21 protein-coding genes are annotated in these 18293 nt (G+C 68.2%); 1 reads left to right on the top strand and 20 read right to left on the bottom strand.

From position 1 onward, the window contains the following. Positions 1–22 precede the first annotated feature (22 nt). Entirely contained in the window at positions 23–358 is a 336-nt protein-coding gene (locus QO033_RS16560) for a carboxymuconolactone decarboxylase family protein (RefSeq protein ID WP_284482090.1), read from the top strand. A gap of 91 nt (positions 359–449) precedes the next feature. Here the strand turns inward: QO033_RS16560 and cysE are convergent, their stop codons facing one another. From cysE to fabF, 20 genes are all read right to left on the bottom strand, one after another. Further along, entirely contained in the window at positions 450–1268 is an 819-nt protein-coding gene (cysE, locus tag QO033_RS16555; RefSeq protein ID WP_284482089.1) for a serine O-acetyltransferase, read from the bottom strand. 315 nt (positions 1269–1583) lie between these two features. Then, positions 1584–5504 carry a baseplate multidomain protein megatron gene (locus QO033_RS16550; RefSeq protein ID WP_284482088.1) on the bottom strand — a complete coding sequence of 1307 codons (3921 nt, stop codon included), beginning with the start codon at positions 5502–5504 and terminating at the stop codon, positions 1584–1586. Beyond that, positions 5504–5950, bottom strand: coding sequence for an NlpC/P60 family protein (locus tag QO033_RS16545; RefSeq protein ID WP_284482132.1), 447 nt, complete (start codon positions 5948–5950; stop codon positions 5504–5506). The genes QO033_RS16550 and QO033_RS16545 overlap by 1 nt, the downstream gene beginning before the upstream one ends. A gap of 2 nt (positions 5951–5952) precedes the next feature. Continuing rightward, positions 5953–6831 (bottom strand): DUF2163 domain-containing protein, encoded by an 879-nt coding sequence (locus QO033_RS16540; RefSeq protein ID WP_407682125.1) that lies wholly within the window; start codon positions 6829–6831, stop codon positions 5953–5955. Between the two features lie 2 nt (positions 6832–6833). Next, positions 6834–7466, bottom strand: a complete 633-nt coding sequence (locus QO033_RS16535; protein WP_284482086.1) for a DUF2460 domain-containing protein — start codon at positions 7464–7466, stop codon at positions 6834–6836. A gap of 9 nt (positions 7467–7475) precedes the next feature. Beyond that, positions 7476–8135, bottom strand: coding sequence for a phage tail tape measure protein (locus QO033_RS16530; protein WP_284482085.1), 660 nt, complete (start codon positions 8133–8135; stop codon positions 7476–7478). Continuing rightward, positions 8128–8340: a rcc01693 family protein gene (locus QO033_RS16525; protein WP_284482084.1), complete on the bottom strand. Its 213-nt coding sequence runs from the start codon at positions 8338–8340 to the stop codon at positions 8128–8130. Before QO033_RS16525 ends, QO033_RS16530 begins: the two co-directional genes overlap by 8 nt. Next, positions 8337–8660, bottom strand: coding sequence for a gene transfer agent family protein (locus QO033_RS16520; RefSeq protein ID WP_284482083.1), 324 nt, complete (start codon positions 8658–8660; stop codon positions 8337–8339). Before QO033_RS16520 ends, QO033_RS16525 begins: the two co-directional genes overlap by 4 nt. A gap of 14 nt (positions 8661–8674) precedes the next feature. After that, positions 8675–9088 (bottom strand): phage major tail protein, TP901-1 family, encoded by a 414-nt coding sequence (locus QO033_RS16515; protein ID WP_284482082.1) that lies wholly within the window; start codon positions 9086–9088, stop codon positions 8675–8677. A 24-nt stretch (positions 9089–9112) separates the two neighbouring features. Beyond that, entirely contained in the window at positions 9113–9526 is a 414-nt protein-coding gene (locus QO033_RS16510; protein WP_284482081.1) for a DUF3168 domain-containing protein, read from the bottom strand. Then, positions 9523–9861 carry a phage head closure protein gene (locus QO033_RS16505; protein ID WP_284482080.1) on the bottom strand — a complete coding sequence of 113 codons (339 nt, stop codon included), beginning with the start codon at positions 9859–9861 and terminating at the stop codon, positions 9523–9525. Before QO033_RS16505 ends, QO033_RS16510 begins: the two co-directional genes overlap by 4 nt. Beyond that, complete coding sequence (locus QO033_RS16500) at positions 9858–10451, bottom strand: head-tail connector protein (protein WP_284482131.1); 594 nt, start codon at positions 10449–10451, stop codon at positions 9858–9860. Before QO033_RS16500 ends, QO033_RS16505 begins: the two co-directional genes overlap by 4 nt. A 161-nt stretch (positions 10452–10612) precedes the next feature. Beyond that, positions 10613–11725 (bottom strand): phage major capsid protein, encoded by a 1113-nt coding sequence (locus QO033_RS16495; RefSeq protein WP_284482130.1) that lies wholly within the window; start codon positions 11723–11725, stop codon positions 10613–10615. Positions 11726–11790: 65 nt separating this feature from the next. Continuing rightward, a complete protein-coding gene (locus QO033_RS16490) occupies positions 11791–12393 on the bottom strand; it encodes an HK97 family phage prohead protease (protein WP_284482129.1) in 603 nt (200 codons plus the stop codon). A gap of 36 nt (positions 12394–12429) precedes the next feature. Continuing rightward, positions 12430–12657, bottom strand: a complete 228-nt coding sequence (locus tag QO033_RS16485) for a GTA head formation protein, RCAP_rcc01685 family (protein ID WP_284482079.1) — start codon at positions 12655–12657, stop codon at positions 12430–12432. Next, positions 12650–13852, bottom strand: a complete 1203-nt coding sequence (locus QO033_RS16480; protein ID WP_284482078.1) for a phage portal protein — start codon at positions 13850–13852, stop codon at positions 12650–12652. The genes QO033_RS16485 and QO033_RS16480 overlap by 8 nt, the downstream gene beginning before the upstream one ends. Before the next feature lie 117 nt (positions 13853–13969). Continuing rightward, the gene (locus QO033_RS16475) at positions 13970–15340 is read right to left on the bottom strand and encodes a DNA-packaging protein (RefSeq protein WP_284482077.1); all 1371 of its coding nucleotides are present in this window, start codon (positions 15338–15340) and stop codon (positions 13970–13972) included. Further along, positions 15264–15593 carry a hypothetical protein gene (locus QO033_RS16470; RefSeq protein ID WP_284482076.1) on the bottom strand — a complete coding sequence of 110 codons (330 nt, stop codon included), beginning with the start codon at positions 15591–15593 and terminating at the stop codon, positions 15264–15266. The genes QO033_RS16475 and QO033_RS16470 overlap by 77 nt, the downstream gene beginning before the upstream one ends. A gap of 218 nt (positions 15594–15811) precedes the next feature. After that, positions 15812–16972, bottom strand: coding sequence for an endolytic transglycosylase MltG (gene mltG / locus QO033_RS16465; protein WP_284482075.1), 1161 nt, complete (start codon positions 16970–16972; stop codon positions 15812–15814). Further along, the gene (gene fabF, locus QO033_RS16460; protein ID WP_284482074.1) at positions 16973–18238 is read right to left on the bottom strand and encodes a beta-ketoacyl-ACP synthase II; all 1266 of its coding nucleotides are present in this window, start codon (positions 18236–18238) and stop codon (positions 16973–16975) included. It abuts the gene before it with no gap. Positions 18239–18293 lie beyond the last annotated feature (55 nt).

The following is an 18293-nucleotide window of genomic DNA, read 5'->3' as shown; positions in this document are numbered from 1 at the left end:
GGCCCGAACCAGGAGGATCACAATGAGCTGGACGACCACTTTGGCCGACGCGCAGGCCGGGATGGAAGATTTCACCGCCACACAGGGCCCGACCGCAGAGGGCTTTGGCGCGCTGCATGGCGCCTCGATGGAGGCGGGCAGCCTCGGGGTGAAGCAAAAGGAACTGATGGCGCTGGCCATCGGGATTTCCAAGCAATGCATCGATTGCATCGCCTTCCACGTCAAGGCGGCGGTCGAGGCCGGAGCCACGCGCCAGGACATCGAGGAAACCGTCGGCGTCTGCATCCTGATGGGCGGCGGCCCGGCCTATATGTACGGCGTCAAGGCGCTGAAGGCCTTCGACGAATTCACCGCCTGACACGGCGCATGCCGGACCGGCCCGCCGGAAACGCAAACGGGGGCGATGCCGCCCCCGTTATCGACCTGTCAGAGACCACGCCGGGCCGCTCTCAGCCCTCGCAGAGGCAACCGGCCAGGTTCTGATCCATGCTGATCGAGGGCTGGTCGCAACCCGCCTCACCCACGATCCGGGCCGGCACCCCGGCAACGGTCTTGCAGGGCGGCACGTCCTCCAGCACGACGGAGCCCGCAGCGATCCGGCTGCAATGGCCGACGCGGATATTGCCCAGCACCTTGGCGCCAGCGCCGATCAGCACACCGTCCCCGATCTTGGGATGGCGGTCTTCCTCTTCCTTGCCGGTGCCGCCCAGCGTTACCGAATGCAGCATCGAGACATTGTCGCCCACGACGGCGGTTTCCCCGATGACGATGGAATGGGCGTGGTCGATCATGATGCCCTTGCCGAGGCGGGCGGCCGGATGGATGTCGGTGCCGAAAATCTCGGACATCCGCATCTGGAAGAAATAGGACAGATCGTATTCCTTGCGGCGCCACAGCCAGTGGGCGATGCGATAGGCCTGCATCGCCTGGTAGCCCTTGAAATACAGCACCGGCTGCACCAGCCGGTGACAGGCAGGATCGCGTTCAAAGACCGCCACCAGATCGGCGCGCGCGGCATCGACCAGCTCCGGCTCGTCGGCATAGGCCTGATCGACGATCTCCCGCAGGACCATCATCGACATTTCGTTGGAATTCAGCTTGGCAGCGACGCGGTAGGACAGCGCCTTTTCAAGACTGGGGTGATGCAGGATACAGGCATGAACGAAGCCCCCCATCAGCGGGGCGTCGCGGACAATGTCCTGCGCCTCGTTGGTGATCCGGTCCCAGACAGGATCGACCGCAGTGATCTTCTTGCGCGTTTCCAGCATGGCATGTGTTCCTTTCCTGCGCTCAGGATAGCCATCTAGGGCAGTTTTCGCCAAACGCAAACCTGTGATCGCCCCGATCAGCATTGCTGATCATCGCCTTCGGACCATGCCTGCAGCCACCGCAACCGGATCGGCGGCCCCGGAGGCAAGACCGCGCAGGACCAATACCGGATGCGTCGCCCCCCGGTTCCGGTGCTGGCGGATATCGGCGCGGCGACCGACGCCCGACGGCCAGCCGATGCGGATCGCCCTGTCAGTACCTCTCTCAGCAGCCGGTGACGTGGCGCTCCCCCCCGCGCGGGAGCCGCCAATTGCTCAGGCAGTAAGTGTGATCCGCGCCGCCGGTCCCGCCCCGAAACGGGCCGAGATCTGCGCAACCTCCAGCACCGCGGGCAGGCTCAGTCCATCGCCGGCCCGGGTCGCGGCCGGGTAGTGCCACAGAGGGTCCAAGACAGTTTCCTCCCGGATCAGCGCGCCGTCCTTGAGGACGCGGATGCGATAGGCCTCCCGCTCCTCTCCCAGCGGCACCTCCGCCAGCGTCCAGTCACTGCCATCGGTCAGCCGGCTGCGGCGCAGCCAACGGACGATGATATCGCCGGAGCCCTCCCGCGTCGCCTGCAGATGACAGGGCCGATAGGGCCTGAGCCCGACCCCGTCGAACGCCGCCGTCAGATGCACATAGGACGGATCGTCGTAGCCGCGCCGCGCCACCCCGATCCGGTAATGTCGCGCCACCCGCCGCTCTGCCGCGGTCAGCCCGATCTGCCGCGGGGTGCCGTCCAGCAGCACCACCCAGGATCCCACTGGCCAGACCGCGGGCATCACCCCGTCGCTGCCCGCCTGCCCCCGCAACCGCCCCGACAACAGGTAGGTATCCGACGCCACCAGCTCCGCCCTGCGAAACTGAAACAGCTCCCATGCAGTGCCGTCGCCGATCGCCGCCAGATTGGCACCGTTCAGCACCGCCAGCGCCTCGCGCGATTCCAGCGCCCCGCTCAGCAGACGCACCTGCAGCGCGTGGCCCTCGTCCCAGAGCCCTGTGCGCGCCGCTGCCAGCGGCGTCTCGGTCACACCGATCACCGAACGCGCGGCGATGATCCGGTCGAGCGCGTAATTCTCGTCCGAGGCGGAGGAATAGAGCGCGACCGCCCCCGGCCAGGGCGTCGCCGTCACCGCCAGATGCGGCGCCTGCGGCTGCTCGTCGCCGGTGATCAGCGGCAGGTCGAGAAACAGCGGCAACACCGGCACTGGCGCCGCGAAAGCGGCAACGCCTGCGGGGTCTTCCGCCAGAGCCGAAGGTGTATAGACCGCCGGTTCGATCCGCACCGCCTCGATCAGCTGCGCCTCCGCCTGCTCAACCCGGTCGATGCGATAGCGCCGCGCGCTGCCCCCCGTCTCCGCCAACGCGATGGTGTCGCCCGCCCCGAGCGCCATCTGCGACGGCGGCAGCAACAACCGCGCGCTGTCACGGGCGACCCGCGCCTCGCTCAGCCAGCGTTCCGTCACCGCTCGCGCCTCGCCCCGGGTCATTGCCAGCGGCAGATCGGTAATCGAGAGCGCATGGGTCGCCTCATCCGGCAACACCGCCTCCTCGGCCGCGATCTCGTGATCGCCGCCCCATTCGACGAATTGCAGCTGCACCCGGCCCGCCAGTTCGCCGTCCGCCTCGCGGCTGAGTTCCAGCAGGCCGTCCAGTTCCTCGCTCACCGCCAGGTTTTCCCGGTCGAGCGTCACGGCGCCCGCGCCGCTGCGCGGCCGGAACAGCAACCGGCCGTCGCGCTCGATGGCATCGAAACCATAGCGCAGCATCAGCAGCTGCAGCGCCGCACGGATGTCGCCGATGCTGTCGACGGCGAAGCCGCGCACCACGTCGTGCAGCTCGGACACGTCAATCTCAGCCACACCGCCGCGCCGGCACAGCTCTGTCACCACCGAGGCCAGCGACCGCGCGCCGACCCGCCCGTTCAGCCAGTGACCGCGCGCATAATTGTCGCCATCGTTCCACAGGTCGGTCCGCGCCGGAAAGGCGGGAAACGGCCGCGCGTCCCAGGCCCAGACATAGGCGTTGTCCAAATCCAGCATCGGTCCGCCATACACCTCCGAGACCGGATTGGCCGCCGGATCGTCCCAATGCCCCAGCTGCGCCTGCAAATAGCAGAGCTGGATCAGATCGTCCCGCGCGCCGGTGCTGAAATACGGCAGGGCGGATTCCGAGGATTTCGGATCGAGGAACTTGTTCGGCTGGTTGGTGCCCCGGTCGATGGCCGCACAGCCCAGTTCGGTGAACCAGATCGGCTTCATCTGCGGCTCCCACGCCGTGCTTGCCGCCTGCCGCACCCCACCGATCCGCTCGTGATGCGCATTCTCCCACCAGCCGCGCAGATCCTTGTAGCGCCAGAGCCAAGGTTCGGCATGGTCCGCATCCGCGATCGGCGTCCGGATCTGCGCCGCGCGCGCCGCGTCGGAATGGTAATACCAGTCGAACCCCTCGCCCCCCTCGACATTGGCGTCGAGATAGTCGGGATCGTAGATGCTCTCCCACCCCGCCTGCGCATCCAGATGCCCACGCCCGTCGCGCCAGTCGGACAGCGGCATGTAATTGTCGATGCCGACGAAATCGATCTCCGCATCGGCCCAGAGCGGATCGAGGTGGAAATACCGATCGCCGCTGCCGTCCCCGGGTTGATAGCCAAAGTATTCCGACCAGTCGGCGGCATAGCCCAGCTGAATCTCCGGCCCCAGCAGCTGCCGCACCTCCGCCGCCAGATCGCGCAGCGCCGCGACGGCGGGAAACCCGCCCACCCCGCGGATCTGGGTCAACCCGCGCAGTTCCGATCCGATGCAAAAGGCCTCGACCCCGCCGGCGGCGGCACAAAGCGCCGCGTAATGCAGGATGAAGCGGCGCAGCCCCCACTCCTCCGGTCCGGAGTAGATGATCGTGCCATCGCCCACCGCGAAATCGCTGGCGGCGGCCGTTCCGAAAAAGGCCGCCACCTCCGCCTCTGCCCCCGCCGTCCCGTCGGGACTACCGGCCACGCCCGGCGCCCGCGACAGGGTGATCCGCCCGCGCCAAGGCAGCGCCGGCTGCCCCTCTTCCCCGCTCCAGGGGTCGATCAGCCCGTTATCCGCCAGCTGATCCATCAGGATGAAGGGATAGAACATCACCCGGGTGCCGGCGGCGCGCATGTGTCGGATCGCCTCGACCACCGCCGCATCGGCCGGCGTGCCGCCATAGACCGGGCTCTCCCCGACCCGGGTGACCGGCGCGGCCGCGGCACGGCTCACCCCGCTGACCTGCCACGCCATATTGCTGCCCTCGACCGCCGTCTGTTCGACCTTGGGCACGATCCGGCAGGCGCCGCAGCGCAGATCGTCCCCGAACCAGGAGACCACCAGCGACACCGCGCTACAGGCCGGCAGCTCCTCCTGCAACAGCTCGAAGCTGCGGGGAAAATCCGCCATCCCCGCCGGCGTGTTCTGGTTGATGGCAGATTGCGCCCCGGCCGCGCCGGCATAGACCGTGGTGGTCGCCAGCGCATATTCCCCGGTGCCCGGCATCAACGCCACCCCGCGCACCAGCCGGCCCAGGTCCCGGTCATCGCCGCCGGCCCCCGGCTGTTCGGCCCGCAACACTTCGAACGACAGCTGCGGCACCCGGTTGCCGAAGGGGCCGAGGTCGAGATCCTCGATCACAACATAGGCGGTGCCGCGATAGGCCGGCACCGCCCCTTCGCCCTCCACCGCTTCGATCAGCGGATCGGGCAGCTGATCGGCACTGCCAGGATAAACCCGCATGTTCAGGTCACCACGCGCCATCTCCTCGCCATCGGCCCAGACCCGGCCAATGCTGCGCACCTCGCCCTCGCAGACTGCCACCGCCAGCGAAACGGAATAGCTGTATTCCGTCACCCGGGCGCTCGGGGCGCTGCCCTTGCCGCCGCCGCTCTGGCTTACGCTTTCCTGAAAATCGGTGGCCCAGATCACCTGGCCGCCCACCCGCATCCGGCCATAGACCTGCGCGGTCGCGCCGCCCTCTCCCGCCTGCAGCAGGCGGAACCGGTCGACCTTGCCGCTTTCCACCGGCTCCGCCCCCAGCCCCAGCAGGCGCTGATCGACCAGCCGGCCCAGCGTGGCCCCCACGGCACGGCCGATCACCACCGAAGACAGCCCCGCCAGCGTGCCGCCGACCGAGCCACCGACCGCCACCCCCGCGGCAGAAAGAACAATCGTCGCCATCAGTCCCCCCTCATTGGTTCGGGCAGGGCGAAATACCCCACCACCCGCCGCGCCCAGGGCGCGCTCAGCGGGCTTTCGACCACGCCACGCCGGCAATAGGCATGTATGAATCGCGCCTCGGCTCCGGCCTCGGTCAGAATGCCGAGATGTTTGGCCACCGCGCCCGCCCGCATCCGAAACAGGATCACATCCCCTGATCGGCCCGGCCCGGCACGCGAAGGCAGATACCGCCGGGCCGCTGCCCACAGTCGCTCGTCGCCCTGCGGTTCGGACCAGTCCATGGTATAGGCCGGCACCGCCACGGGCTCCGCCCCCAGAACCTCGCGCCAGACGCCACGCACCAGCCCCAGACAGTCGCAGCCCGCGCCGCGACAGGCTGCCTGATGGCGATAGGGGGTGCCAATCCAGCCCCGTGCTGCCGCCACCACATCGGCGCGCCCCGCCATCGTCATCGCCGACTGCCGCCGCTGTTGGTCTGGGTCGATTTCGGCACCGCCACCACCCAATCCTCGCCCGGGATATCCGGAAAGCCCTGGAAGTTCAGGATATTGCCGAATTTCAGCCGACAGGTTTCCAGCCGCTTGTCACAACCGGCCTCAAGCCGAAGACTGTCGCCCGCCGCCGCCCCCTCAGGCAGCGGCTCCCACAGCTCGATCACCCGGGCTCCCGCCTCGCTGCGATCCGCCTTGATCAGCCCCCAAACGCCGTCGAGCGCCCCGGAGGTGACCAGCAGCCGACCACGGGTGAACCACCCCGCCTCGAAGCCCTCGATCCCGGCCCAGCGAAACACACGATTGTCCTCCAGAACCTCGATGCCCAGCTCGGTCCCATAGCCCGGCGCCTGCAGATCGAAGCCGCAGCGTGCGTCCCCCAGAACCGCGGTGCAGGGCTTCTGATAAATCCGCCCCAGCGGCCGGTTCAGCCCCTGCGTCAACCCCCGCAGATCGGCGCGAAAGGCGCCCCCGGCCCGTTGGATTTCCCCGATGGAGCCGCGAAACTGCAACCAGCGCACCGTCACATCGGCCCAGTTGACCAGCCAGGCCCGCACCTCGGCGCCATCGAACCGGCCAGCCTCGATCTCCGCCTCGCGCAGGCCTGCATCGGTCAGGGCGCCCAGGGCCTCGGTATTGTCGACCGAAAGCCCGGTGGCCTGCTGCAGCGCCGCCACGGTCAGCCCGGTCTCGGCCCGAAAGGACACCCCCTCAAAGCTCAAATCCCGGTCGTGATCGGTGAAGCCATATGTCGCGCCATCGCGCCGCACCACCGCCCAGCAGCGGCACAGCGTGGTGATCCCGCCCGCGACATGGGCGCGAAATGCCTCTGCCATGCTCATACCCTGACCTCCACCACCGGCACGTTCGGCACGTCGCCGGCCTGGAAATTCGCCACGCTGGTCAGGATGCTGTCGGTGTCGAACCTCACCGGCACGTCGAATTCGAACCCTGCGGTCACCGCCAGGCCGCCGCCCGGCGGATAGGCGAAGGTGACCAGGCCGGTGGTGGTATCGACACTGTAGTCCACCGTCTCGGTCAGCTCATCCTGCGCCAGCCCCACCCGCACCGTCGCCGCCACCGGCTTGGCAATCGGGCGCTGATAGGTGTAGCTGCCCGACCGATAGGTCTTGGCCAGCTGAAACGTCACCCTTTCCCCGTCGCCCTGCGCGATCACCTGATCGTCAAAGCGCACCTCGGCCCGGGCGCGGCCGGATTTGTAATCCGACCAGTCCTTCCACCGAAACCCATGGAGCTGGCCCCGCCGCGCCTCGAAAAACGCGATCAACACCTCGATATCGTCGAGCGACCGCAGCCCGAGCCCGGCATCGTAGCGCCGCCGCGCATGCGCCCAGGGGCTGTTACGCTCCTCGTAACCGTTGGCGAGCGTGACGATATCGGTCCGCCGCTCCGGCCCCCCGGCCGAGCCGAAGCTCAGCGAGGCGGGAAACCGCACCTCGTGAAAACTCATGCCCATCCCTCACAGATTGCGTCTGCCGCGCCCCAGTGCCCGGCTCATCTGCGCCGCGATCTGACCGCGACTGCGCCGGAACCCGGCCACATCGGGCGTGGTCACATTCATCACCAGATTGACCGCCCCAGCGCTGCCCGACCGCACCCCCAGCTTGCCATCGGCGCCTCGCGCCAGCGGCAGGATCGCCTCGGGCCCCGCCTCTCCCATCAGCCCCGTGGCGCCGCGCATCGCAAAGGCGGTGGCCGCCCGCACCACCCCGCCGGAAGCAAAGGGCACCACCCGTCCCTCAGAGAACGCGGCACCGCTGGCAAAGGGCAGAAGCCCGGACAGAAGGCTCTCGACACCGCTGCCCAGTAGCCCGCCCAGATGATCGGTCACCGGCTTGACCGCCGCCGAATAGGTGGTCCGGATCATCGTCTGCGCCAGCCCGTCCAGCGCATCCGACAGGCTCGCCCCATCCAAGACCAGATCGTCGAAGGCCCGCCTCAGCCCGCGGGAGAACCCGCGTTCCAGCGTGGCGATGTCCTGCCCGGTCGCCGACAGTGCCGCGCGCATGCGGGCGAGCTCCGCATCGAAAACCGCCGCCATGCCCGCTGCCGCCTCCAGGCTCAGCTCCAGCCCCTCCGTCGCCTCCGTCAGCACTCCGGCTGCCTCGTCTTCAGCCATTCCCGCTCTCCTCCGTCTCGTCCGGCCAGCGCCTCAGCAGCGTCTTCAGCCCCGCCTGCGTCATCGGCCGCCGCCCCGATCCCTGCCCCAGAAACAGCGCCAGTTCCGCCGGCGTCAGTCGCCAGAAGACCTCCGGGCTCAGCCGCAGCCCCTGCAGCCCCGCCCGCAGCAGGACCGGCCAGTCGATCCGGCCCGCCCTGCTCATCCCGACTCCCCCGGAACGGTGAAAGCCCGCGCCAGCAGCGCCGCCGCCGCCCGCGCCGCCGCTAGCGGCCCGCCCTCGATCTCAGCCCGCAGCAGATCGGCGCCAGTCCAGTCACCACCGCCGCCGCGCAGCCCCGCCAGGATCAGCGCCATCAGATCGCGGCTGGAAAACCGCCCCCCCTCGAAGCGTTCGACCAGCGCCACCAGCGTCTCCTCCCCCAGCGCCTCCTCCAACTCCGCCAGCGCGCCGAGGGTCAGCTTCAACACCCGCTGCTCGCCGCCGACGACCAGCGCCACCTCTCCGGCCCAGGGGTTCACCATCTCCGACGCCCCGGTCACAGCGCCGAGAAGGTCAGCGCCCCGGCGCTGGCCATCGCCAACTCATAGGTCGCCTCGCCATCGTGATTGCCCGAATACTCGATGGCAGTGATCTGGAACGGCCCCTCGACCACCCCGAAATCGGGGATGATCACCTGGAAATCCGGCGTTTCCCCATCGAAGAAGATCTGCCGCGCGCGCTCGTCGGTATCGGCATCCTTGAACACGCCCGAGCCAGAGATCGAGGCTGATTTCACCCCCGCCCCCGACAAGAGCTCCCGCCAGCCGCCAGCGCTCTCCAGACTGGTCACATCGACGCTCTCGGCGTTGAAACTCACCCGCGTGGCGCGCAATCCCGCTACGGTCCCGAACAGGCCATCACCGCTCATGTCCACCTTGATCAACAGATCCCTGCCGTTCTGGGCTCCCATCTGCCACCTCTCTCGCTTGAAGAATTACGCATCCTCGACCCTGGCACGAAACGTCAGGTCGATCCGCCTGAGCTGCCCGGAGCTGCCGCTCCGCTTCGCCGTCGCACGTTCGAACCAGATCGCCACCACCCGCCCCCGGCTCAGCCCCGGTCGGGCATCCGCCAGCGCATCGCTCACCGCCGCGGCCACCGCCTTCGCCGCGGCGAAACCGGGCGCAGAGGAGATCACCGATACGGTGACCCGATGCAGCGCCCCTGCGCCGTCGGCATCGGAACGGTCACGCACCATTTCCGCCCCGAGCGAGACATAGGTCAGCGGCAGTTCGCCCGGCGGCACCCCGTCAAAGATCGCCCCCGCGATCAGCCCGTTCAGCGCCGCATCCGCCGCGAGATGCGCATAGATGCCCGCCTGCAGGGGGCCCGCCAGCGCATAGCTCATGCCGCTACCTCCTCATCGGCGAAACAGACCAGATAACGCCCGGCCGCATCGGCCTCGGTTACCGCCCGGATCAGATACAGCCGGGCGCCGTCGCGGAACCGCTGATCCGGGAGCGGACGCTGCAACGCGCCCGCCGGCGCCCCGCGCACCACGATGCGATAGCTGACGCGCGATACCGGTTCCCCCGCCCGGGCCCGTTCCCGGCCGCTGCGCGCCCGCACCTCGGCCCAGAGCTCCCCCAGCGAGACCCAGCTCTGGATCGCCCCCCCGGCACCATCGGGGACACGCTCCGCCGCCTCCAGCACCAACCGGCGGTTCAGCACCGGCAGGCTCATCCCAGCCTCCCGAACCGCAGCCGGCGATAGCGCTCGATCAGACTGTTCACCCCGAAGGGCATGCAGCCGGCCGACAGCGTCGTTTCCGCCCGGTATTCGTAATAATGCGCCGCCAGCAACAACACCGCCTGTCCCAGGTCCGCCGGCAGATCGTCCCAGCCGGCAGCCATTCCGGCGCGCAGGCTCAGCCGCGCCGCGCCCTCGGTCGGGATCACCGGCAACACCATACCACTCGGTCGCAGCAGCGGCAGCTGATCGTCCGGCACCAGCCGGTAAAGCCCTGGATCGACGGGGGTTTCGCCGCCATCACCGTCGATCAGGATCAGCGCATTCACCGCCACGACCGGCACCAGCGGCAAAGGCTCGCCCCGCGCATCGCGCCAGGCCCCGATCCGCCAGGCGAAGTCCCGGATCAGCAGCACCCGCCCGGTCCGGGCCTCGATCGCGGCCAGCGCCGCGCGCAGAAACCCGATCAGAAGATCGCCCTGCAGATCGTCGCCGGCAAACCCGCTGCCCAGCCGCAGATGCGCCCGGAACTCCGCTACCGGCCAGGCCGCATCGGCAATGGCGGTCTCTTCGCTCAACATCATTTGCATTCTCCGGCCCCTCTCCGTCGCCTCTGGCACGGACGCGCACCGCGCTCCCGTGTCGCTCGGACGGAGGGGAGCTGCTAGACAACACGGGGAACGGTCATCCCCGGCACGCGCCCGCCGCAGTCCCCGCCCTGGGCGGGTCCGCGATCCGGCCCGCCTTAGGCGGAGCCGAATTTCAGCAGCTTGATCGCCGCGAAGTCCGTCACGTCGCCGCCGACCCGCTTGGTCGCATAGAACAGCACATGCGGCTTGGCGCTGAACGGATCGCGCAGCACCCGCAGATCGGGCCGCTCGGCGATGGTATAGCCGGCGTGGAAATCGCCGAAGGCCACCGCGCAGGCATCCGTGGCGATATCGGGCATGTCCTCGGCGATCAGCACCGGATAGCCCAGCAGCCGTGCCGGTTCCCCCGCCGCCAGCCCATCCGCCCAGAGGAACCGGCCATCGTTGTCCTTCATCTTGCGCAGCACGCCGGCGGTCTTCGAATTCATCACGAAGCTGGCGTTGGCGCGGTACTGCGCCCCCAGCGCATAGACCAGATCGACGACCGGATCGGTCCCCGGCAGGCTGCCCGTGGCGCCAGTGGCGATATAGCCCAGGCTTGCCCAGGCCCAGCTGTCGTTCGCCACGATGTCGTGGGTCAGAAATCCAGTCGGCTTGTCGATCCCGTCGCCGCTGACAAAGGCCTGCGCCTCGGCGCGGGCGAATTTGTCGGCGATCCGTTCCGCCAGCCAGCTTTCGACATCGAAGGCCGCGTCATCCAGCAGCCGCTGGCTCGCCTTCGGCAGCGCGCTCAGCTCATGCAGCGGGATCGAAATCCTGTCGATCTGCGGCGTCGCCGTCTCGTTCAGGCTGCCGGTTTCCGTGGCCCAGCCGGCGCCCAGCTCAGTCTGGTCGATCAGCACGTCGTAGGAGGTCGCCTCCACCCGCACCACCGTCGCGATCGACCGGATCGAGGCGGTCGCCCGCAGCGCCGACTGCACCGTCTCCGCGGTCAGCGGATCGACCAGATAGCCGCCGTCGCTGTTCACCGCCGTCGACAGCGCCTTGCCCTCCAGCTCCAGCCCGCGCAGCCCATCATCGTCGCCATTGCGCAGATAGGCCCTGAACGCCTTCAGATGCGGGGCGCCGGCCTCCGCCGCCCGTGCCAGGGGCGGACGTGCCGCCGCGTGAGAGTTCCGATCCAGCATGGTCAGTCGCCCTTCCATTTTCTGAAGCTTCAGTTCCATTTCAGACTGAAACTCATTGATATCGCTTACGAAGCGTTCCATTTCGCGCCCCAGTTCCAACAGCCCGGGCGCCACCGGGCCCACTGCATCCGGCCTCTGATCCGCCGTCATTCCATTGCCTCGTTTTCCCTGTCCATCCCACCGGGCGGGCGCTGCCCCGGCGCCCGCCCACCTCGCTGCAACCGCGCATCCCGCAGGATCTCCGCGATATGCAGCCAGCCCGTCTCCTCCGCCGGCGGCACCGCCTTGGCCGCCACCTGCGCCCCCGGCAGCATCGGGAAGGTCACCAGCGACACCTCCCAAAGCTCGACTTCGGTCAGCAGCCGCCCGCCCGCCGCCGTCCGCTCCGACCGTTTGGTGCGATAGCCGATTGACAGCCCGTCGATCGCGCCCGCCGCCACCAGTGCCGCCGCCTCGCGCCCCTTCTGTGTCGCCGTCAGCAATCGGCCTCGAACCCACAGCCCACGGCTGTCCTCGCGCAGCTCTTCCCACAAGCCGATCGGCTGAGCCGGATCGTGCTGCCACAGCAGCTTGACCCGCTGTCCCGCCGCTGCCAGCGCCTGAAGCGAAGCCGCATAGGCGCCTCGGCGGACGATGTCGCCGCCCTGATCGGGATGATCGAACAGGCTGGCATATCCTTCGATCATCGCATCAGAATCGACGCGTAACCCCTCACCAAAATGAGTAAATTTTCTTTCCAGGCCCTCCATCGGACCAGCGATCGCATGCATCGGAGTTCCCCTTTTTCAGCCGGTGCCGGCGGTCAGCACCGATTGCAGCGCCTGCGCCAGGATCATCGCCACCACGCCATAGACGGTCAGCCACAGCCGCCGCTCCAGCCGCTCCATCAACTCCTCCAGCCGGTCGAGCCGGTGGCAGATATTGTCGTGCTGGATCTGGCTCACCCGCTCATGCGCCGCCAGCCGCAGCCCCGGTGCGCATTCGAACAGCGCCGCGTCACGCGGATCAGTCATCGCTCAGGCCCCGGACCCGCGGCGGCAGGCCCAGCAGGGCGCGCTTCTCCGCCTCGCTGAGGAAATCAGCCTTCAGCACCCGGTTCCACTGCGCCTCGCGCTCCGCCGCCAGCGCCGGCACCTGGTCCAGATCCGGCCGCAGCTCCGCCGTCTCGCCGCAATGGCGCATCAGCCAGTCCGACAGCGCCGCCACCACCCGGCCCGCCAACGGCAACACCGTCAGCCGATAAAACGCCCGGTTGGCCTCCTGATAGTTGGCATAGGTGGCATCGCCCGGGATCCCCAACAGCATCGGCGGCACCCCGAAGGCCTGCGCGATCTCCCGCGCGGCCGCCTCCTTGGTCTTCTGGAATTCCATGTCGCTGGGCGAAAATCCCATCGGCTTCCAATCCAGGCCGCCCTCCAGAACCATCGGCCGGCCGGCATTGCGGGCGCCGCGATAATTCTCCTCGATCTCCTCGGACAGCCGGCGGAACTGGTCCTCAGCCATAACGCCCAGCCCATCGCTGCCACGCCAGACCAGCGCGCCCGAGGGCCGCGCTGCATTGTCCAGCAGCGATTTCGACCAGCGCGAGGCGCTGTTATGCACGTCAACCGCCATCGCCGCCGCCTGCAACGGGGCGAAGCCGTAGTGATCGTCCTGGGGGTGAAAGTTCTTCACATGGCAGATCACCGGCACCGGCCCCGCCAAGTCGAACCGATGCCGGCGCGCGCCCAGCACATAATCATAGGCCATCGGCCAGCCATCCGCCCCCGGCACCACCTCGATCCGGTCCGACCGCAGTACATGCAACTCCAGCGGCAGCTCTCCGGGGGCCGCCTCCGCCCGCATCACCGCCTCGACATAGCCATTGCCGCTCAGCAACAGCTGCGCCACCAGCGCCTCAAGGAATTCCGCCCGGCTCTGCCCCGCATTGGGCCGCCGCACCAGCGCCAGCACCGGATGGCTGTCGAACCGACGCTGCCGGTCCTGCAGCACCAGGGGCAGAGCGGCGGCGGCCTCGACGATCATCTTGACCGCGCGATGCGCCACCGGATTGCCCAGATAGCCGGTCCGCGTCAGCGTCACGACATCGCGCGGCGACCAGGCAACGCGCCCGGCGCTCTGCCAGGCCACCATCGGCCCGGCGGCGCTGGCCTTGCGTTCGCCGCTCTCGACCGCCTTGCGCGGCCGCCGCATGAAATCGAATGCCATCGGTTCGTTCCTTCTGCCGTCTCCCCGGGATGGAGCGGTTATGACAGCCAGAACCGAACAGGGCGGAAACGGGGCGTGCGCTCCCTGCGCAACGGCGGGAAACGGGCGCCCCGGTGGCTAGAGCACCCTGAGCCGCGGCCGCCGCCAATGGGACGACGGTGCCACGATCAGCTCATGCAGCGCCCAGACCAGCGCATCGACCCGGTCGGGAGATCCCGGCCCGTCGTATCCGCGCTGGGTCATCCGGCACATCTGTTCCTCCAGCGCCACCAGCCCGCGCAGATGCTTCACCCGCCCCTGTTCATAAAGCGCCGCCACCGGTTCCGCCCGCGCCACCTTGCCCCGGCTGGCGCGCACCGCGCGGAACGGCACCAGGGGATCGACCTGGCGCAGCACCTCCTCGACCAGCTGACCGCCCTGGTTGACCTCGGCCACCAGCCGTTCAGCGCCGAACTCCTCCATCGCCCGGATCGCGGCCCGTGCCCAATCCGTCGGCCCGGCGCCGCAGACCGTGCGATCCGCCAGCACCCAGGCCCGCCAGTCCTGCGGCGGCCCCTGCAATTGCGCGCCGGCCACGACGATGCCGCAGGCATCCGCCCTGGCCCCGCCGGTCACCGCCGGGTCCAGGGCCACCACCACCCGGTCGAGCGGCGGCACCTTGTCGACCCGCGCCGTCTCCAGCATCCCCGAGGTCCAGAGCGCGCCTTCCGCATCCTCCAGCAGCACCCCGTCCAGTTCCTGCCGCCCCAGCCGGGTGCCCGCATAGCGCGCCCGCACCTCGGCCAGGAAGGAGGCCGCCAGATTGGCCCGGTTCGCCTCGGTCGGCGCCTGGGTCACCACCGTCGAGGGCGCTGCGAGCAGCGCCTTCAGCGCCGCCGCGTTCCGCGGCGTGGTGGTGACACAGACCCGCGGATCGTCCCCCAGCCGCAGCGCGAACTGCAGCATGTCCCAAGGCGCCTCCGCCTTCGGCCATTTCCCCAGTTCATCGGCCCAGGCGGCATCGAACTGCGGGCCGCGCAGCGCCTCGGGGTCCTGCGCCGAAAATGCCTGCGCCTCGGCCCCGTTGGGCCAGATCAGCCGCCGCTCCGATGCCTTCCAGACCGGTCGCCGGTCCGGCGGCGAACAGGCCAGAATGCCGCTGTCGCCCTTGATCATCACATCACGCACCTGATCATAGGTCTCGCCCACCAGCGCCACACGACGGCACTTCCCCTTGTCCAGCGGCCGCGCCCCTTCGACCTGCGCGCGCACCCATTCGGCACCGGCCCGGGTCTTGCCGGCACCACGCCCGCCCATGATCACCCATGCCCGCCAGGCGCCCTCCGGCGACAGCTGATGCGGCAGTGCCCAGAACTCGAACAGATAAGGAAGGGCACACAGCCCTCCCTCTCCGATCTCCTCCAGAAACTGTTCACGGATCGCCGCAGGTGCGCAGGCGAGCCAGGCGGCACCCGACCTCAAGTCTGGCGGCATCGAGGTCGAGCGCATATCCGCCCCTTGCGATGCCTGCTTTACGCTGTTGCTGTTCGACAAAACATTCCTCCACTTTCTGGCAGGAGCGGATCAGGCGCCCGGCCTGCTCCAGCTCCCGGCTGCGCGCGGCGATATCCGCCGCCCCCCCGGCCTCGATTTCCGCCTTCAGTCCCTCGGTCAGCTGCCGCAGCTCCTGCACCGATTGTTCCAGCGATCGCAGCAGATCAGCCGTTTTCGAAACCCGCTCCTCCGGGGTGATCAAGATCATCTCTGCCCATTGACCTCATGCCTGCGTGATCTCCACACGAAAGAACGAAAAAACGGCCTGCGGGATATCCCGCGGCCGTTCGCCCAGTTCTTCTAGCATGACACAACCTATAGGTGAAATCGGCCGCAAAGTCAATCCGGAACGGTATAAGGGCCGGGGGATAACCGCCCGGCCCTCTTAATGAAATTCATCCGTTCCGTACGCCGGCAACGGCCGGATCAATCCCCGCTCTTGGCGCGCTCCGCCTCGATCTCGCGCCATTTCGCGACATTGCGGTTATGCTCTTCCAGCGTTGCGGAGAACAGATGACCACCGGTGCCATCGGCCACGAAGAAGATGAAATCGGTCTCCGCCGGATTGACCGCCGCCTCCAGGCTGGCCAGCCCGGGGTTGGCGATGGGCGTCGGTGGCAGACCCTCGATCACATAGGTATTCCAGGGGGTTACACGCCGCAGCTCGCTCTGCCGCAGGCCCCGCCCCAGGATACCCTGGCCCTTGGTGATGCCATAGATCACCGTCGGGTCTGTCTGCAGCCGCATGCCTTTGTCCAGCCGGTTGACGAAAACGCTCGCCACCGTGCGCCGTTCGTCGGGGACACCGGTTTCCTTCTCGATGATCGAGGCCAGAACCAGCATCTCTTCCGGCGTGTCGAAGGGCAGCCCCTCCTGACGCTCGGCCCAGGCCTGATCGATGCGCTGCTGCTGCAGGCTCTCCATCTGGCGGATCAGGGCGGCACGTTCGGTGCCGCGGGTGAACTCATAGCTGTGCGGCGCCAGCATGCCCTCGGCCGGCACCTCGGCGATATCGCCGCTCAGCGCACCGATCGCCTTCAGGGCGTCGACCACCTGCCAGCTGGTCACCCCTTCGGCAACGGCGATGCGGAAACTGGTATCGTTTTCGGCCGCCTTCTCGGCGAACACCGCCGGCACATCCTCGGCCCCCAGATCGAATTTGGCCAGTTCGACCTCTTCCATCAGGTTGGGGTCGAGCTCGCGCAGTTCCACCCGGTTCCGGGTCACGCCGATCCGATAGACCACCTCGGCGCCGCAGGTACTGGCTCCGCCGCGGGTGACCGCATCGACGATCTCCTGCATCGAGGCATTGGCCGGCACCAGAAAGTTGCCGGCTTTCAGCTGGCCGCTCTTCTCGGTGTATTGTGCCCCCAGACGAAAGATCGTGCCGCTGGTGATCGCGCCCTGGTCCTCAAGGTTGCGGCTGACCCGGCTCATGGTCGCGCCGCCGGGCACCCGCACGCAGACCGCGTGATCCAGCGGCCCCTCGGCGACATATTCCCGCTGCCCCCACAGGATCAGGCCGGCCAGCAGGAACAGCAGCACTACCAGGACGGTCAGCATGTTCGAAGCGAGGCTGCGCCACATTTAATCGAGCTTCCCGAACAGCACGCTCGCATTGGTACCGCCGAAGCCGAAGCTGTTCGACAGGGCCACGTTGATCTCCCGTTCGCGCTTCTGGTTCGGCGCCAGATCCACCGGCGTGTCCACCGCCGGATTGTCCAGGTTGATGGTCGGCGGCGCCACCTGATCGCGGATCGCCAGAATCGAGAAGATCGCCTCGATCGCACCGGCCGCGCCCAGCAGGTGCCCGGTCATCGACTTGGTCGAGGACATGGTGACCCGCGCCGCCGCATTGCCCATCAGCCGCTCCACCGCGCCCAGCTCGATGGTGTCGGCCATGGTCGAGGTACCATGCGCGTTGATGTAATCGATATCGCCCGGCTCCAGCCCGGCGTGTTTCAGCGCCGCGCGCATCGACCGTTCGGCACCGTCGCCATCCTCCGCCGGGGCGGTGATGTGATAGGCATCGCCCGACAGGCCATAGCCCAGCACCTCGGCATAAATCTTGGCGCCGCGCGCCTTGGCGTGTTCATATTCCTCCAGCACCACGATGCCGGAGCCCTCGCCCATCACGAAACCGTCGCGGTCGGTGTCATAGGGACGGCTCGCCGCCTGCGGGTCGTCGCCGTATTTGGTGCTCAGCGCCTTACAGGCGTTGAAACCGGCAATCCCGATCTCGCTGATCGCCGCCTCCGCACCGCCGGCGATCATCACATCGGCATCGCCGTATTTGATCAGCCGGGTGGCGTCTCCGATCGCATGGGCACCGGTGGAACAGGCGGTGACCACCGCGTGGTTCGGACCCTTGAAGCCGAAGCGGATCGACACCTGCCCCGAAATCAGGTTGATCAGCGCTCCCGGGATGAAGAAGGGCGACACCCGCCGCGGCCCGCGTTCCTTGATCAGAACAGCGGTTTCCGCGATAGAGTTCAGCCCGCCGATGCCGGAGCCGATCATCACACCGGTACGCTCTCGGCTTTCCTCGTCCTCGGGCATCCAGCCGGAATCGCGCACCGCCATCTCGGCCGCCGCAATTCCATAGAGGATGAAATCGTCGACCTTGCGCCGTTCCTTCGGCAGCATCCAGTCGTCGGCATTGAAGGTGCCGTCGGTTCCGTCGCCCAGCGGCACTTCGCAGGCATAGGTCGTCGTCACGCCGCTGGCCTTGGCATCGAAGCGTGTGATCGGACCGGCGCCGGATTGTCCGGCCAGCAGCCGCGACCAGCTTTCCTCGACCCCGCAGGCCAAAGGCGTCACCAATCCCAGCCCGGTTACAACGACTCTGCGCATCTAAAGCCCTCTTGCCTCAATTCGTTCGAGAACCGCTCTTACCCTGCGGCGGGCC

The sequence above is a fragment of the Pseudodonghicola flavimaris genome, from assembly GCF_030164425.1.
In the GTDB taxonomy this organism is placed as follows: Bacteria; Pseudomonadota; Alphaproteobacteria; order Rhodobacterales; family Rhodobacteraceae; genus Pseudodonghicola; species Pseudodonghicola flavimaris.
This window is presented reverse-complemented; position numbering and strand designations above follow the sequence as displayed.

Bases quoted from the DNA above. Each gene is read 5' to 3' on its own strand.
- QO033_RS16560 (WP_284482090.1), top strand. From the start codon at position 23: ATGAGCTGGACGACCACTTTGGCCGACGCGCAGGCCGGGATGGAAGAT.
- cysE (WP_284482089.1), bottom strand. From the start codon at position 1,268: ATGCTGGAAACGCGCAAGAAGATCACTGCGGTCGATCCTGTCTGGGAC.
- QO033_RS16550 (WP_284482088.1), bottom strand. From the start codon at position 5,504: ATGGCGACGATTGTTCTTTCTGCCGCGGGGGTGGCGGTCGGTGGCTCG.
- QO033_RS16545 (WP_284482132.1), bottom strand. From the start codon at position 5,950: ATGGCGGGGCGCGCCGATGTGGTGGCGGCAGCACGGGGCTGGATTGGC.
- QO033_RS16540 (WP_407682125.1), bottom strand. From the start codon at position 6,831: ATGGCAGAGGCATTTCGCGCCCATGTCGCGGGCGGGATCACCACGCTG.
- QO033_RS16535 (WP_284482086.1), bottom strand. From the start codon at position 7,466: ATGAGTTTTCACGAGGTGCGGTTTCCCGCCTCGCTGAGCTTCGGCTCG.
- QO033_RS16530 (WP_284482085.1), bottom strand. From the start codon at position 8,135: ATGGCTGAAGACGAGGCAGCCGGAGTGCTGACGGAGGCGACGGAGGGG.
- QO033_RS16525 (WP_284482084.1), bottom strand. From the start codon at position 8,340: ATGAGCAGGGCGGGCCGGATCGACTGGCCGGTCCTGCTGCGGGCGGGG.
- QO033_RS16520 (WP_284482083.1), bottom strand. From the start codon at position 8,660: ATGGTGAACCCCTGGGCCGGAGAGGTGGCGCTGGTCGTCGGCGGCGAG.
- QO033_RS16515 (WP_284482082.1), bottom strand. From the start codon at position 9,088: ATGGGAGCCCAGAACGGCAGGGATCTGTTGATCAAGGTGGACATGAGC.
- QO033_RS16510 (WP_284482081.1), bottom strand. From the start codon at position 9,526: ATGAGCTATGCGCTGGCGGGCCCCCTGCAGGCGGGCATCTATGCGCAT.
- QO033_RS16505 (WP_284482080.1), bottom strand. From the start codon at position 9,861: ATGAGCCTGCCGGTGCTGAACCGCCGGTTGGTGCTGGAGGCGGCGGAG.
- QO033_RS16500 (WP_284482131.1), bottom strand. From the start codon at position 10,451: ATGATGTTGAGCGAAGAGACCGCCATTGCCGATGCGGCCTGGCCGGTA.
- QO033_RS16495 (WP_284482130.1), bottom strand. From the start codon at position 11,725: ATGGAACGCTTCGTAAGCGATATCAATGAGTTTCAGTCTGAAATGGAA.
- QO033_RS16490 (WP_284482129.1), bottom strand. From the start codon at position 12,393: ATGGAGGGCCTGGAAAGAAAATTTACTCATTTTGGTGAGGGGTTACGC.
- QO033_RS16485 (WP_284482079.1), bottom strand. From the start codon at position 12,657: ATGACTGATCCGCGTGACGCGGCGCTGTTCGAATGCGCACCGGGGCTG.
- QO033_RS16480 (WP_284482078.1), bottom strand. From the start codon at position 13,852: ATGGCATTCGATTTCATGCGGCGGCCGCGCAAGGCGGTCGAGAGCGGC.
- QO033_RS16475 (WP_284482077.1), bottom strand. From the start codon at position 15,340: ATGCGCTCGACCTCGATGCCGCCAGACTTGAGGTCGGGTGCCGCCTGG.
- QO033_RS16470 (WP_284482076.1), bottom strand. From the start codon at position 15,593: ATGATCTTGATCACCCCGGAGGAGCGGGTTTCGAAAACGGCTGATCTG.
- mltG (WP_284482075.1), bottom strand. From the start codon at position 16,972: ATGTGGCGCAGCCTCGCTTCGAACATGCTGACCGTCCTGGTAGTGCTG.
- fabF (WP_284482074.1), bottom strand. From the start codon at position 18,238: ATGCGCAGAGTCGTTGTAACCGGGCTGGGATTGGTGACGCCTTTGGCC.